7 protein-coding genes are annotated in these 15,595 nt (G+C 66.4%); 3 read left to right on the forward strand and 4 right to left on the reverse strand.

The genetic code is table 11. The annotated features are described in order from the left end of the window. Positions 1-573: 573 nt before the first annotated feature. Both ABZ208_RS03560 and ABZ208_RS03565 read left to right on the forward strand, forming a co-directional pair. Positions 574-6,861, forward strand: a complete 6,288-nt coding sequence (locus tag ABZ208_RS03560) for a hypothetical protein (RefSeq protein WP_356907907.1) — start codon at positions 574-576, stop codon at positions 6,859-6,861. Beyond that, complete coding sequence (locus tag ABZ208_RS03565; protein WP_356907908.1) at positions 6,833-7,543, forward strand: hypothetical protein; 711 nt, start codon at positions 6,833-6,835, stop codon at positions 7,541-7,543. The genes ABZ208_RS03560 and ABZ208_RS03565 overlap by 29 nt, the downstream gene beginning before the upstream one ends. 329 nt (positions 7,544-7,872) lie before the next feature. Here the strand turns inward: ABZ208_RS03565 and ABZ208_RS03570 are convergent, their stop codons facing one another. The 4 genes from ABZ208_RS03570 to ABZ208_RS03585 form a co-directional block, all read right to left on the reverse strand. Next, positions 7,873-10,122: a hypothetical protein gene (locus tag ABZ208_RS03570; protein WP_356907909.1), complete on the reverse strand. Its 2,250-nt coding sequence runs from the start codon at positions 10,120-10,122 to the stop codon at positions 7,873-7,875. Beyond that, positions 10,122-10,976 (reverse strand): hypothetical protein, encoded by an 855-nt coding sequence (locus tag ABZ208_RS03575; RefSeq protein WP_356907910.1) that lies wholly within the window; start codon positions 10,974-10,976, stop codon positions 10,122-10,124. The genes ABZ208_RS03570 and ABZ208_RS03575 overlap by 1 nt, the downstream gene beginning before the upstream one ends. Positions 10,977-11,001: 25 nt before the next feature. Beyond that, a complete protein-coding gene (locus ABZ208_RS03580; protein WP_356907911.1) occupies positions 11,002-11,844 on the reverse strand; it encodes a vWA domain-containing protein in 843 nt (280 codons plus the stop codon). Between the two features lie 287 nt (positions 11,845-12,131). After that, on the reverse strand, positions 12,132-12,971 hold the full coding sequence (locus ABZ208_RS03585; RefSeq protein ID WP_356907912.1) for an IS5 family transposase: 840 nt from the start codon (positions 12,969-12,971) through the stop codon (positions 12,132-12,134). Positions 12,972-13,426: 455 nt separating this feature from the next. Between ABZ208_RS03585 and ABZ208_RS03590 the strand changes: the two genes are divergently transcribed. Then, on the forward strand, positions 13,427-15,595 hold a 2,169-nt coding region (locus ABZ208_RS03590), incomplete at its 3' end, for an NB-ARC domain-containing protein (RefSeq protein WP_356907913.1).

Below are 15,595 nucleotides of genomic sequence, written 5' to 3' on the forward strand. Positions count from 1 at the left end.
CTGGTGGTACGGGCTTAGCACGCTACTGACTTGCTGAAACAGAGTCTGCTGGGGCAGGTGACGGGTGGCTGGCCCGGGCATGGTCCGGATCTTGGTCCGCGTTGGCCTGAACATTCCCGCGTCTACGGGGACGACCTCCAGTCCCAGTTCATCGGGATCTCCGGGTACGGAACACTCCAGTGCGTTCGGACCTGACCTCGCCTATCGAGTTCGGGACCCCGATGCGGCGCGAGTGTTCCACAAGAACTGAAGCGGCGATTCCCGAATCGGCGTGTGATTTCTGCCGGGTGGGGCCTTCTCCTCGACGGGTGGTGCTGCGTGCCGTTCATCCCAAGGCCGACCGCGGTGGCACCGCTGGTGCGGCTGACCCGGCAATGACAGTCGTCCCCGGTAGGCGGCGCCGTGTACGTCGTTTCGATCTACGTCCATCCAACTGGACACGATGCGTCGTAGACGCGTTGCCTGACTCAGGGAGGGGTGGATAGCGTGTGCAGGCTTATACCGTCTTGATCTGGTGTGATGTGAGGAGACCCTTGCCCTGTTCCGTCGCTCTGAGGTCTGCCGGGAGTGGGCATGGCTGACACCGATCTTCTGCGTGCCAGCCGGGACGGTGATCAGTTCCACTATCACTGGGCGGCTCGGCAGGCGCTGAAGCTGCTGCTCCCTGGTGCCGATCTGACTGCCATCGCCATCGAGGGCGTGTCGCACGACGACACGGAGGGTCGCGATGGCGAGGACGTCATTGACATCGCCGAGTACTACGGCGCGACCGGGCTTCGCGAAGCGAACCGTGCGGTGTATCGGCAACTGAAGCATTCAACAACGCGGGCCACGGAGGAGTGGACCGTGTCGGGTCTTGCGGGGACGGTCAGCGGGTTCGCGGAGAAGTTCAGACAGATCCGGCTGGAGTCGCCGGGGTTTGAGCGGAAGGTGACCTTCGAGTTTCTTTCCAATCGGCCGGTCCGCGACTCCGTACTGCGAGCGATCGGGATCCTGGCAGCAGGCGGTGAGCATGGCACATACGCCCACGAGGTCAAATTCCTCAAGCAGTATGCGGGGTTTTCCGACGATGCGGACGGCGAAGCCGAGTTCTTCAATCGGCTGCAGGTGGACCCCACGGCTCCGGGCCTGCTACGGCTCGAAAGGCTGTTCCGGCTGGATTTGGCCGGATTTCTGCCCGGCGCCCCCGATGTGCAGCCTCTTCTGCTGAAGGAGATGATTGCGAGACGGGCGACTTCGCTCGAGACGAATCACGTCGTCGACCGCTCCACTGTGCTTACTGCTCTCGGGGTCCCCCCGGAGCGCGTTCTGCCTACTCCCAACCTCATTGACCGGCCCGGGCGCGTCATCGTGACTCCGCAGACTCGCGCGATCGCCGACGACATCGTGGGGTCCACCCAACGGCCGGTCATTGTCCACGCCGCCGGAGGCGTCGGCAAGTCCGTGCTCACCACGCAGATCGAACGGAACTTGCCGGCCGGATCCGTCACCCTCGTCTACGACTGCTTCGGGAACGGTGGTTACCGGCGCTCCAGCTCACCTCGCCATCAGCATCAACAAGGTTTGGTCCAGCTGGCCAACGAGCTTGCTGCGCATGCTCTGTGCGATCCACTGATTCCGGCCGGTACGGCCCAGCCGGCCGACTACGCGAAGGCGTTCATGGTCAGAGTCAGGGGCGCGGCAGAGGCCATCGCGGCCTCTACTTCCGGAGCGCTCCTGGTTCTTGTCGTGGACGCGGCCGACAACGCGGCTCTCATTGCGAGAGACGCTGGTGAGCGAACCTTCGTCGCAGATCTGCTTCGGGAGGCCCTGCCAGACAACGTGCGACTCGTCATGCTGTGCCGCACCGAACGCGTCGATCTGCTGGAACCGCCGCCTAGCGTCCACAGAATCGAGCTCGCGGGGTTCGGTGTCGTCGAATCCAGACAGCATCTGGAATCGGTGTTTGGCGCGGTCACCGAGGCGCAGGCGGCTGAGTTCCACCGTCGCACCGGCGGCAACCCCCGGATCCAGGCCCTCGTTCTCAGTACGGCGTCGGACCTCGACTCCTGTCTCGCCTCTCTTGGGGAGGCGAGACATCCCGACGTTTCCTTGTTCGACGAACTCCTGCAGAGCTTGGTGGACCACTGTAAGGACGCCAACCACCACCTGAGTGCGGAGATCGACCGCCTGTGCGAGGCCATGGCCGCACTCCGGCCGAGGATCCCCGTAGGGGTTCTGACCGAGCTGTGCGGGGTGCCGGCCGCGCTCATCCACAGCTTCGCAGCCGATCTCGGACGCCCGCTGCTCGTCGACGGTGACACCTTGCAGTTCCGTGATGAGCCGACCGAGACGTGGTTTCGAACGAGGTATCGGCCGACCGGCCAGTCCCTGATCGACTTCATCGACCGCCTGACGCCGCTCGCCGCAGGCGAACCGTATGTGGCGGCCTCTCTGCCTCAACTGCTGTGGGAGGCCGGCCAGGTCGACACCCTGGTCGAGCTGGCGATGACCGACGGCGCCCTCCCCGAAGGTGACGATCTGGAACAACGGGAGATCGCTCAGCAGCGGGCCCAGTTCGCCCTCAAGGCCACACTGCGCGTGGGAAAGGAGTGGGAGGCAGCCCGGCTGGCCGTCAAGGCTGGAAGCCTGGCCGCCGGACACTCCCGCCGACTTCATCTACTGAGGAGCAATACCGATCTAGCGGGCAAGTTCCTGGACGCCATCACAGTCGAAGACATAGTCGCGAACCGCAGCCTTGCCGCGGACTGGCCAGGTTCCAACCTTCACTTCGAAGGCGCCCTGCTCTCGTTCGCCGCAGGCCAGACCGACTTCGCCCGCAGTCGGCTACGCAACGCGGCGGAATGGCTCAAAGCGTGGGTGCAGCAGCCCGACGACGACAATCCGCATCGCCACCGCGTCACCGCGACGGATATTGCCGAAGTCGCCTTCGGACTCCTCAACACCGACGGCGTCGAGGCATGCGTCGGATACCTGGCCCGATGGCGCCCCAATTGGGTTGGCTTCGAGGCCGGAGTGATCATCACCACCCGGCTAGCCGACTCGGGTCGAACCGAGGAACTGGAGGCCCTCGGCCACGCGGCGACGCGCTCGAAGTACCTCCAGTTCGCCGTCGCCTACGCCGCCTGGCAGGCCAACCTCGTCTGCCAGGCACAGCTTGCGCGGCGCCTGGTGAGAATGCTGAAGCGCCAACGCAGACCTGTCTCATTTCGCCGGCATCGGGGTCTCCCGGAGGAGAACAAGGCGCTTCCGGCGGTCGGTTGGATTATCGCCATGGGCCTGCGCCACGGCGTGCTGCCTGACACGGAGGCCGAAAGGATCCTGCGCCTCAATCTCCCTGACGACCTGGGCCGGGGTGCCGGAAGCCGCTACGGCCATAACACCGACACACTCGCACTCCTGTGCGGCTTCGCGCTGATGTCGAAGATCCGGAGACTGCCCTTCGACCCAGACGTGGTTGCGGGCGACGACGTTCTGGATGCGCGGCAACATCCCCATACGTACTCGAGCACACTCAACGACCACGAGCAGAGCGTCATACCCCTCGGCGCCTGGGCCAGCCTGTGGATCGAATGCCTAGTCGGAGCCTCCGGCGACACAAAAGTACCGTTCCGAGATCTCGTGGCCGCCATACCGAGGAAGCATGGCGGACAAGAGTTGCCGTACTTCCTCTATCGAGGTGTCGCGCGACTCGGTGTCCGGATTCTCGCCTTCGGCTCTTCCGAGGTGACGCGTCGGCTCCTGCTCGACTGGTATCGGGCTGCGCAGAGGCACATTGCAGACGAAGTCCTGATCGACGCCGTCCGAGCAGCCGCCCCCGTCGACGAACTGCAGCACATCGCCATCGAACTCGCACAGTCCGTCGCCGCGTCGCTCGACACCACCCACGACAGTGCTGAGTACAAGGCGGAGCAGATGGTGAAACTCGCCCGCGCTGTCCAACGATTCGACACGAATGAGGCTCACGCCTACTTCACCCGGGCAATCGATCTGACCGACCGCGTGGGCGACGACGTACACCACCTGTGGCGGGCCCTCCTCGCCGTCGCCCGCCGAGCCTCCGAGGGAAATCACGAGGACGATCGCCGCGCGTATCGCGTTGCCCAGCTCGCTGAGAGCCTTCAGCCCTATCTCGGGGACGCAATGGACCACTCCACGGTCCTGAGCGCCATGGGCCACTTGGACCCTACGACCGCGACAGTCGTCGCTTCCCGCTGGCGTGACCGTCGCTTGTGTTCCGAAGGCCCGTTCCTCCAGGCACTTCTCGGCGAGGAGGCGGGCCCGCTTGCTCCATCCGCGGTCACTGCTCTGGCGATGGTGCCGTTCGACGGGCACCGTGTCGGCTCCCTCGACCTCGTCGAACGGGCCCTGCGCGAGGCCCCCCGCGACGGGGAACGCATCGCCGGGACGCTGGGAGAGTTCCTGCGGGCACGTCGCTTCAGCACCGCATCCTTCGAACGCCTTGACCAGACCGCCAGCGAATTGGGCATCGACCTCTCTGGAACGTTGTTCGCCGTCGGGTCCCGCCACATCGCGTTTCCGGCGTCATCCGGCTCCAGCTCTCCCCGATGGACGCGGGGTGAGGAGGACGATGCGCGAGCGACGCGTGCGCGACAGTTGGAGCACTCCCTGGCAGCGTGTGATCTCTCCACCGACGAGGGCTGGGAGAAGGCCCGCCAATTGGTACACCGTTCGAACCACCTGCTACGTATGGAGCAGGTCATCGACCGAGCGGTCAGGGTGCCCCTGCGCGAACTCGACGACGTGCTTGCCGCGTTCCAGTCCAATCCCCACCTCAGCACCTTCGACTACACACATCTGGTCAAGAGGCTGGCCGAGCTGCCCCTGCTTCCCCTGGCCGCACGCCGGCAACTGCGTCATCTTGGGGGCACGGTCGCCACGCGGTTTAGCCGGGAGCTGACCACAAAAGGCTACGAGCCGATCGACCTACAAAGCCTCGCCGACCTGGCCGGCACCCCTGATGCGGATCTGCTCGGAACAGCACTTCGGGAACTCGGTTCGCGGCCCGCAGCGTTCCTCCCCGAGGAGTGCCACCACCTGGCGGCCTGGCTCGCTCCACGGCTCACCGGCGTACAGGCGCAGGTCGTCCTGGATGACTTCGGGACCATGCTCGCCGACCTCGCTCCCCAGGACTCGGCCGACGGCGTGTTCACCGATCTTCCCGCCAAACCGGCAAAGGCCGCGGAATGCCTCGCAGGCTATCTGTGGGCGGTCCTCGGCGACTCCGAGCACGACGCAAGGTGGCGGGCCGCGCACTGCGTCCGGCTCCTCGTCGAACTCGGCTGCAAAGAAGAACTCGACGCGCTGCAGCGCTTCGCGCTGGGCACTCTTGACGTGACCCCGTTCCACGACGCTCGTCTGCCCTTCTACGGCCGACACGCCCTCCAATGGCTGCTCTTCGCCCTCGCGCGTGCCGCTCAGAACGCGGCAACGCATCAGGAACTCGCGGAATTCGAGCCGTTGCTGCGGAAGGTGATCTTCGATGACGGACCGCATGTCGTGATGCAGGAAAACGCGAAAGCGATCTGCCTCGCCCTGGCCTCTTCCGGCTCCGGAAGTCTGACAGCCGACGAACTCGACATCGTGCGCGGGATCAACAGCCCCAAGAAGGTTGTCAGCCAGTCATGGGCTGAACGCAGTGCAAGAGCACGGAATGAGACGGATGAGGGACCCCTCGCACCTGAGCCGAGCGACTTCCATTTCTTCGTGGACTTCGGAGACCGCTGGTGCAAGCCGCTCGGGGAAGCTTTCGGAATCTCCGAGGAGATGGTCCTGCGACTCGTGGGGCACACCATCACGGACACCTGGCAGCTCTCCTGCCGTGGCGCCCATGAGGACGATCCGCGCCACACCCTGAAGCTGTACAGGGAAGGAAGCACCTTCGCCCACCAAACGACCTGGCCGGACGCGGACGATCTGGACTTCTATCTCTCCACCCATGCCTTGTGGACCGTTGCCGGGGAGTTGCTGAAGACGCATCCCGTGTACCGGGACAGTGAGGCGGACTGCGACTTGTTCACCGACTGGCTCAGTGACTTTCTCCTCGCGCGCGGCGACGGCAGATGGCTTGCCGACCGGCGCGACCCCTCGCCGCAGAGCGTCTTCCGGGGGCTAGACGACTCACCAAAGCCCGGCTGGATCTGGCAGTTGAACAGCCGGCACTTCAGTGAGCGTCTCCTGGCGAGCGACGGATGGGTCACGGTCTGGGAAAGCTCCGACGACACGAGCTACGAGGCCGCGCAGCAAGTCCTGATCCGCAGCGCTCTGGTCACTCCCGAAAAGGCCAGGGCGCTCGCGCTCGCCCTGCAGACCGCCCCTTCGTATATGGCGTATCGCATCCCGGACGCCAACGACAGCGACTACCAGTTCGATGCCCAAGGCTTCCAGCTGAGCGGTTGGATTGTCGTCCCGGATGGGCGCGAAGGTCAGGACAACAGAGACCCTCTGGCCGCTCGGGTCAGGTACCCGCCGTATCGGCCCGCTGACGAATTCGTCGGTCTGCTGGGGCTGCAACCGGACTCAGATATGCGGGAATGGACTCGTGCCGGTAGCGCCGCCCTCCGCAGCACCGTCTGGGACGACACGGCCGCGACTAGTTCGGACCGAGTGACAGGAACGGAGGGACAGCGGCTGGAAATTCGGTTTGATGCCCTCCAGGAGCTCCTTTTTCTGACCGGACGCAGCATGATCGTCGAAGTGATGATCGACCGTACTCACAAAGACCACAGTCAGCCCTATTCGGTGAGGTATGACCACGACGATGACGAATCCCTACCCCCACGCGAAAGGTCCTACAAGATTTACCTCTACGATGACTCCGGAGGATGTCGCGAGCTTTGAGCGGACCCTCGAACTGGGCAAGGAAGTGGCCGCTGGCCTTGCGGAGCACGATGTTCTTGGCCGCTGGATGGCCCATCACGTCGGCGACTTGATCATCCGCGCGGAGACCACCCCAGAGGCGGACGCCGACGCCATTCGGAGTGAAACGGCGACCGCCGTCCTCGCACTCTGGAACCAGCGGGCCACACTCCCCATGCCCAATCCGCCGCTCAACGCGTTCGAGCCCGTATTCAAAGCGCTGGAACGGCTGAGCGAGGCCCAAGACCCCTGGGGCTTCTACCGGATGTTCCCGCGTGGGCATGAGCCCGATCAGGACGACATGGTCGCCGTACCGCTGCTACGGAACGCACTCGTCCTTGAGGATGCCGTCCGCCGCGTAGTACGAGAGATCGTCGTACTCGCTGCACGGGAAGCCGCCGACAATGAGGCGAAGTGGCTCAAGCTTTCGGAGCATCTCGAAGAGGACGAACAACGAGCGGCGCGGGATGCCGTCCTTGAGCTGGCACGCACCCTCGCAATGTACACCGGTGACGCCGTCGCCGAACCGGTTGTGGAAGCCGGTCACTCGAAGCTGATCACCACTCTGCTGAATGCCGAGGCGCAGCTGGCAGAAGTCCGCCGGGTTCTTGAGGCACGTCGGTCCAGGACGTCGTCAGATGGGGAGCCCGGCGCGCCTGCGTGAGGGTGCGCGACAGGTCTCACAGCATCCGAGCTGCTTTGGAACCACGGAGCAGTGCCGCCCAGCACCTCCACCGTGCCCAGCGTCTGGACCAGGTCGGACGTGGGCTGCCCACCGTTGCCCAGCCCACTGATCACTGGTGCCGCCATCCACCTCGCCCAGGTGCGCCCACTCTCGCGCAGCCCTTGGGCGTCGGTGCCGCCCTCATGGGCGCGTTCGCTGGCCTTCTCGGCGCCGCGGCCCGGGTCATTCGACGGAGCGGAAGAGCCATCTCGTCAGCCTTCGCCATCCACTGCTTGCTGCCCACGGTGCACGCTCGCCCCGGGCCTGCTTCAATGGCCCGTCAACAGGAATGTGACGTATTTCCGGACACCGAGGTTGCGGCGGGTCTCCGTCCGTGCGGTGCTGAGTTCGCCCGTCACCCTCGCTCGTTCCGCCTCGGCACCGCTCAGCTGCTTCTGGCGTCGCAACAGGTCGGCACGCTTGCGCTGGGTCTCCATAGCGCGCTGCTGGCGGTCGGCCGTCAGCCGCTGCCGTTCGTCGGTAATACGCTTCTGGAGGGCGTCCCGGTCCCGCTGGGCCTTGTTCTCCGACTGCTTTACCTCCCGGTCGTACTGCGCCCGCAGCGTGGCGATCTCTGCGCGGATCCTCGTCAGGGCTGGCCCCGGCAGCTTGGCGGGTGCGGAAGCCCTTGCCCGTTGCTCCAGGGACCGGCGCCATGCGTCGAGGGCGGTCGCCCGGGCTTCGCCCACGCCGGCCACGCGGACGTGGTGGCCGCCTGGGCGGACGAAGTAGGCGACACGGCTCCCGGAACCCTGGCTTTGGGAGTAGGACACCCCCGTGAAGTCGGCCGCGGTGCGGATACCAGCCTGCACCAGAGCCCCGACCGTCTTGGCGCCCATGTTCGACAGTGACCGCGCTTCCTGAATCGAAGTGGCGCGCAGCTTCGCCTCGACGTGCTGGCGCACCGCCGGTTCCAGCGCGGCGGCGATCATGCTCTGCTCTCTGGCGGGAAGCTCCGCCTTGCGCTTGCGGGACTGGTCGGTGCGGCGGTTCAGCTCCATAGTGATGCGAGCCAGTCCGTCGCGCAGGTCGGTCTGCAGGGTCTGGATGCGCTTGTCAGTGGCCGCGCCATCCTTGGCAGTGGCGGCATCCAGCTTCTGGATCTCCTGCTCCAGCCGCCTGTGGGCGCCGGCCGGATCCTTGAGTTCGCGGGCCCGGCGACGTAGTCCCCGGACCCGTTGGCGGGCGGTTCGATACTCCGGCCTGAGCCGCCGGCCTACGCCGATCATGGCGGCCGAGGCGAGTAGGGCGGCCCCCTGCGCGGCGGGCAGGTAGCCCTCCGGCTGTCCGACAGTGACCGCGAGCACGGCGGGGGCGGCGGTGCTCAGTACGGCGGTGGCCGCGGCCGCCAGGTCGCGAGGGCGGCGCCCGGTGAAGCCCGCGGAGGCGGGGGCCGGAGCGCTGGTCGGCACCGCTCTGGCGGGTGCGGACGCCACGCGATCCACCAGCCAGGCTGGGATGCCACCGGAAGGTGCATTTGCCGGGGCGGCGGCACCCGTCGTACCGCCGGTCGCCGAGGGAGCCGCGGCGCCGCCCTTTCGCTTGCGGGGTGGGGCGGGGAGAGTGAGCGCGTCGGCGGTCAGGCGGGGCAGCGTAGAGCAGGGTTGCCTGAGGAAGCCCCGGACACGGGCGGCCTCCGTGCGGAGCCGTTGGTCGGAGTGGCCGAGGAGTAGGGGCCAGGCCAGTGAGGTCGCCGGGTCCTTGAAGTCGGGCTCGGAGAGGATTAGATACTCACCCTGGGTGTCGTGGAGCTGGGTCCACAGGCCGGGGTCGCTGGCGACGGCGAGCAGGGAGAGGTGGATGAGCCAGGCCGAGAAGCGGTCCATGGCGGGCCCGAAATCGGCGGCGCCGCGCTCCGGCGACTGGTAGTTGCGGTGGCCGTTCTCCGTCGCCGCCTCGCCCCTGAGGGCGGGGACATACATGCCGTCGTAGTCGACAAGCCTAAGGGTGCTGTCGTCCGCCACGAGGATGTTGCCGTGCTGCAGGTCGCCGTGGGCGATGCCGTGGTCCTCCAGGTCGCCCGCCATCGCCAGGAAGCGGTCGGCGAGGGCGTGGACGGCAGCAGAGTCGTGGCGGTGGCGGTCGATCCATGAGATGAGGTCGGTGCCCTGCACCCACGCCATCCGGACCACCGGGAACCAGTCGCCGAGAGCCAGCACGCCCTGCTCCAAAAACTCGAAGCGCACAGGCCACGGCTGGGAGAGGCTACCGGTGTCGAGCGCGCGCAGGGCAGCGCTGATTGCGGTGTAACGGGCGCCGATGGCGGAGGTGTCCCGGGTGAAGCACTTGAGCGCGTAGCGCTGCCCGTCCAGCGTGGTGACGGAGAAGACGCTGGCAAAGTTGCCGGAGATCGCCTTGGGCCCGAGGACGGGGCTTTGCTGGACGGTTCCGTGCTGGAGATCGGGATCGCGGAAGCAGAGTTCGGGGTGCTGCAGGGCCTCCGCGTAGTTTGCGCCCGTGGGGAACTTCCGGACCCCACCGGTTGCGGTGGCGGGGCGACCGCCGCGGGACACAGCCATCACGCCTCCGTTCTCACCCGTATCCGGATAAGGGTCACGTCGTCGTTGCGCATGAGCCCGCGCGCCCGCTGGTCCTCCACCCACTCCGTGAAGGGCTCATCGCCCAACTCGGCAAGCGTGGCCAGCAGGGTGCCTGGCGCCCGGTGCCCGTGGTGAGGGGACAGCAGCCAGGCGGCCAGTGCGTCGCTGGCCAGCAGCACTTCGTCGCCTGGCGCCAGGGTGCCGTGGGCGAGCTGCAGCCGCTCGGCCACCAGGGCCGTGTCGTGGTTACGGCTCCCGAGGAGCTGGGGGGTGATGCCGAAGCCCTCGACGTCCTCGAGGGGGAAGGCCCGCCGGACGACACCGTCCCGCACATGGAACAGGCAGCTGTCGCCCAGGGCGAAGGCGTGCCAAGACCAATCGGCCCTACCGTTACCGGGCACGGTGGCTCGAACCTCCGCCCCCAACACGGTCGCGAACGCACCCTTCTCCAGGCCAGGTTGCTCGTACCAGGTGATTGGTCGGCCACGGGCGTCGCGCTCCGCCCGGTACCACTCGAGGTACGCCTCCCAGCGAAGCGCGGACCGCTCCATAAGGTCGACGACGAACGTGTCCACGTCGTCCCACCAGTCACGGCCAAAGGACATTGACTCAACGGCGTCCGCGACGAGGCGCTCCGCCCAGGCGCCCGCGAGCAGGCTCTCTGAGGCGCCGTCGGACACCGCCGCGTACAGCGGGCGGAGGGTACGGCCCTCGTCGTCGGCCCGTGCGTCGCCGAACCAGGACAGTCCCGCGTCCTCGCACTCCTTGAGCGAGTTGCCCGCCTTGGGTACCCGCAGCAGCTGGCATTCCGGCAGAGCCGAAACGTCCTCCATGGTCAGCGCAGCTCCGTCTCGGTGGTCAGCGCAGCTCGGTGGCGCGGGTGCCAATGTCGAGGAACTCCACGATGGAGGTGATGTCCGCGTTGTAGACGAAGCCCCGGGTGGTCTCGCTGACACGGTGCCCCTGTGAGGCCGCGTAGGAGCGCATGTGGCTGGGCAGCACGCTGGACATCTGGAACAGCAGCCGTGCGTACGTGTCCGGCAGCCCGTCATCGCTGTCCGGGAAGGTGACCGGTGTGCCGCCGCTGCCGGACACGTGGAGGTTGAACAGGAGGACCGCGCCATCGGCGGTGGCGTGCGAGGCCAGCGCGATGGCAGCGCTGGTCGGGTCACCGTCGGTGGACTCGCCGTCGGTTAGGTTGAGCACGATCGGAGGGAAGCCACTCGGGTGGGCCTCGACCCAGTTCGCCACGAGGCTGTCCGCGTAGCCGAGGGCGCGTGTCATGGGCGTGCCGCCGTTGGTCACCGGGTCCATCCAGACCGGGAACTGCACCGAGGTCTCGACCAAACCGCCGACGCCATCGGGCACCTTCTTGGTACGGCTCTCCACCCGCGCGGGGTTGTTGGCGACCTCGCTCAGCGGAACGAGGTCGCGCCCGGCCAGCGTCCCCTGGAACGCGGAGCCCACGTGATTGTGTCCGTACCCGATCACGGCCACGTGGAAGTAGTCCCGTACGCCTTCCTCTTTGGCACACTTGACGGACAGTTCGGTCAGCAGCCGGTTGATCGCGTCGGACACGACCTCGGCCCTCTGCTGCGTGACCTCACCGGCGCCCATGGGATCGCTCATGGAGGCGGACTGGTCCACGAGGAAGATGAAGCAACCTGGATTGGTCCGGCTGATCTCTGCGGCGTATGGCACTGCGCCCCCCTCTTGCTTTGAAGGGAATCACCATATCGAATGACCAGCGCTTTCACACTGCCTTCACCATCGGCGCTGGGGAGGTGACCGTCGCTCATATGCCGTTCCACAGGCCGTCCGACTTGGCCTCAGCAGCTTGGTGGCCCTGCGCCGGACGGTCTGCTCGACGAGGTTCGGATCCAAGTGCTCCTCGGCGTTGGGGAGGACGTTCTCGATGTCTCCGGAGTCGAGGCTAGTGCCTTCCCTTAAAGAGCGTTTTGTCCTGGCGGGAGTGTTTGGTTCGAGGTTCAGGTGTTGCGCCAGTTCGGGGTGGATTCCCGGGTGAGCCTGCGGCTTATGAGGTCGATCATCGCGACGTGGATTATGGCTTCGGAGCGGTGGGAGTGGGTTTCGTAGTCGCGGGCGAGGCGGCGGTGGTGCATGAGCCAGCCGAAGGTCCGCTCGACAACCCAGCGCCGGGGAATCACCTTGAATCCCTTGACGCCGGGGTCGCGTTGGACGACCTCGACGTCGATGCCGAGGCGTGCGCCGTGGTCGATGACCTTGGTCCGGTAGCCGGTGTCGGCCCAGGCCTTGGTCACGCGGGGGTTCTCGGCAGCGATACGGGACAGCACGTGGATACCGCCGCTGTTGTCGGAAACGCTCGCGGCGGTTACCCAGACCGCCAGCAGGAGGCCGAGGGCATCGACACCGAGATGGCGCTTGCGGCCTGCGATTTTCTTGCCGGCGTCGATGCCTTGGCCCGTCGCGTGCACGTTGGCGGAGGTCTTGACGCTTTGTGCGTCCAGCACGCAGGCACTGGGCTCGGCGTTGCGGCCTTCGGCTTCGCGCACGAGGCGACGCAACACGCCGTTGAGCTGGTCGAAGATGCCCTCTTTCTGCCAGGCGGCGAAGTATCCGTAGACCGATTCCCACGGTGGGAAGTCGTGCGGGAGGTAGCGCCAGGGGATCCCGGTGCGGTCGACGTAGAGGATGGCGTCCATGATGCGGCGCAGGTCGTGCTCGGGTGGGCGTCCGATGTGCAGGCCCTTGCTTCGTCGCTCGGCCCGCCAGGCTGACAGCGTGGGTTCCAGCAGTTCCCAGCGGGCATCGGACAGATCGCTCGGATACGGGCGGTGTCGCGTCATGTTTCGGTAGTACCGTCGGGCGCGGTGCTTCCCCAGGGCGCAAACAGCGCCAAGCGGGGGCGCCTTGGGATCAGACAGGAGCGATTCTACGAAAACGGGCTGGTACACAATGCCCCCTGTCACACGAGGCGCAACAAGCCCATCCATCTCGACAGCCACAGGCCAACTCGCCCCATAGAGCACCACCAAACACCCCTGCCGGGACAAAACGCTCTTTTAGACGAACGCCCCGACATCACCCATTCAAGTTCAGTAGCGTCAGCGGTCGGCGGGTTTGAGGTGACATCACCTACGGCCTCATGCCGGCAATTGGTGCGTCCATGGCGGGTAGCGATATACAGGCGGCTCCGGAAGGCGTCAGGCTGGAGATGCAGAGAGTGTTCCTGCGAAACGCTGCGTGCTAGCTAACTGCACCGCTACGGTCCTGATGACGCCAGTGGGGGGAGGTGCGCGGAATGCTGGACGAAGCCTTGGTGGCACTAGCTGCGGCCAGTGGCACCGCGGTGGTCGCGGCTGCGAATACAGATGCGTGGACCGGATTTCGGCGAGCATTGGCGCGGTGGCTCGGTCGGGGTAACAGCCAGCGCGAGCAAGCTGAGCTGGAGCGTTTGGGCCGGACCGCCGCCGCCTTGCAGGCCGCCGAACCGGCACAGGCGGAACTGACACGCCAGGAGGTGTCCTGGCAGACTCGCATTGAGTACATGCTGGAGAGTCTGGACGCCACGGAGCTAGACCAAGCCGCCGACGAATTGCGGGCCGTGCTCGCCCGGCACGCTCTGCTGGGCGGGGTGTCGGCCGGGCGGGACGGGGTGACCGTAGCTGGAAATGTAGACATCCGCGCCGACGCGGGCTCGATTGCGGCCGGGTTGATCTATGGCGTGCACATTGGTTCTACTGCCAGCTCGGGGACTTCTAGCCCACCCCGGACCGTGCCACCTGCGAGCGCAGGTACGCCGGGCGGCACTCCCATCCGCGTTCGCGGCAGCAGCGGCAGCGTGGCGATTGGCCACGTCAACCATCAGGTCACTTACTACGCTGGACCCCCTCCTGCGGTGACCTGGCCGCTCCAGATTGGTGTGTTGCCTCGACAGGCTGACTGCTTCCAGGACCGTGCCTCTGCTGAGCGGCTGGAGCAGGTGATGGCGGAGGAAGGTACCGAGGCGACAAGTCAGGTGCTGGTCGGCTTAGGGGGCTCCGGAAAGACCCAGCTTGCCGCTCACTACGCCCGCGCCCAGTGGCACGCGGGACAGCTGGACCTACTGGTCTGGATTGGCGCCAGCACCCGCGCCGAAGTGGTGGCTAGCTACGCCCAGGCCGCGGCTGAGGTGCTCGGCGCGGCTCTGGAAGACCCGGAAGAGGCTGCGCGCGCGTTTCTGACTTGGTTGGCATTCAGGCCTAACACCGCGCAGCGCCGTTGGCTGATCGTTCTTGACGATGTCGCCGACCCCAATGACCTGCTTGGCCTATGGCCGCCTGCCAACCCGATCGGCCGCACCCTCGTCACCACCCGCCGTCGCGATGCCGCCCTACTGGGCGGGGGGCGGCACATGATGTCATTGGGCCAGTTCACCGACGGCGAGGCCGTTGACTACTTGACCAGCGCACTTGCCGCCCACGGCCGCCACGAGTCCCCCGAAGACCTTGGGGGGTTGGCCGGCGATCTGGGCCACTTGCCGCTGGCTCTCTCGCAGGCAGCCGCCTACCTCATCGACACTGACCTGTCCTGCGCCGCCTATCGTCGCCTTCTCGGGGACCACACGGGAAATCTCAATGATGTGCTGCCCGAGCAGTCTGGGCTGCCCGACGACCACACCTCTACCGTGGCCGCTGCATGGTCCCTGTCAATTGATCGCGCCGACCAGCTCCGGCCTGCGGGGCTGGCCCGCCCTATGCTGCAGCTGGCTGCGATGCTGGACCCCAACGGCGTCCCTGAGCCGGTCCTGACCAGCCAACCCGCCCTCGATTACCTGACACAGCACCGTGGTTCCGGCCCAGGCCTGATGTATGAGGATGAAGTCACGTCCCAGGACGCCACTAGCGCACTGCGAGCCCTACACCGCTTCAGCCTAGTCGATCACGATCGCCAGGATGACAGAGCCGTACGCGTCCACGTGGCAGTTCAACGCGCTGTTCGTAGCGCGCTCACACACCAAGATCGCGAATGGCTGGCCCGCGTCGCTGCCGACGCGTTGATGGCGACCTGGCCAGAGGTCGAACGTGACAGCCACTTGGTGCAAGTCCTGCGCGCCAGCGCTGAAGAGCTCGCTCGTAACGCCGAAGGCGCCTTGTACCTGGCTGACGGCGCTCATCCGCTTCTCTTCCGCGTTGGCCTCAGCCTTGGGGAGGCTGGCCAGGTCTCGGCCGCGATTCGTCACTTCCAGCACTTGGCCAGTACGAGCAGACACCGCCTCGGGTCAGATCACCCTTCCTCGTTGCAAGCCCGCGGCAATGTTGCCCGGTGGCGGGGGGAGGCAGGAGATGCGGCCGGTGCTGCGAGGGCGTTTGCCGAGCTTCTGGACGACGAGCTGCGGGTGCTGGGCCCTGACCATCCAGCCACTTTCACCACCCGGGCTGATCTTGCCCGGTGGCGGGGGGAGGCAGGAGATGCGGCCGGTGCTGCGAGG

It is taken from the genome of Streptomyces sp. NPDC006208 (genome assembly GCF_040613775.1).
Classification (GTDB): domain Bacteria; phylum Actinomycetota; class Actinomycetes; order Streptomycetales; family Streptomycetaceae; genus Streptomyces.

Excerpts from the sequence above, each read along its gene's own strand:
- ABZ208_RS03585 (WP_356907912.1), bottom strand. The coding sequence starts at position 12,971 with ATGACGCGACACCGCCCGTATCCGAGCGATCTGTCCGATGCCCGCTGG.
- ABZ208_RS03570 (WP_356907909.1), bottom strand. The coding sequence starts at position 10,122 with ATGGCTGTGTCCCGCGGCGGTCGCCCCGCCACCGCAACCGGTGGGGTC.
- ABZ208_RS03575 (WP_356907910.1), bottom strand. The coding sequence starts at position 10,976 with ATGGAGGACGTTTCGGCTCTGCCGGAATGCCAGCTGCTGCGGGTACCC.
- ABZ208_RS03565 (WP_356907908.1), top strand. The coding sequence starts at position 6,833 with ATGACTCCGGAGGATGTCGCGAGCTTTGAGCGGACCCTCGAACTGGGC.
- ABZ208_RS03560 (WP_356907907.1), top strand. The coding sequence starts at position 574 with ATGGCTGACACCGATCTTCTGCGTGCCAGCCGGGACGGTGATCAGTTC.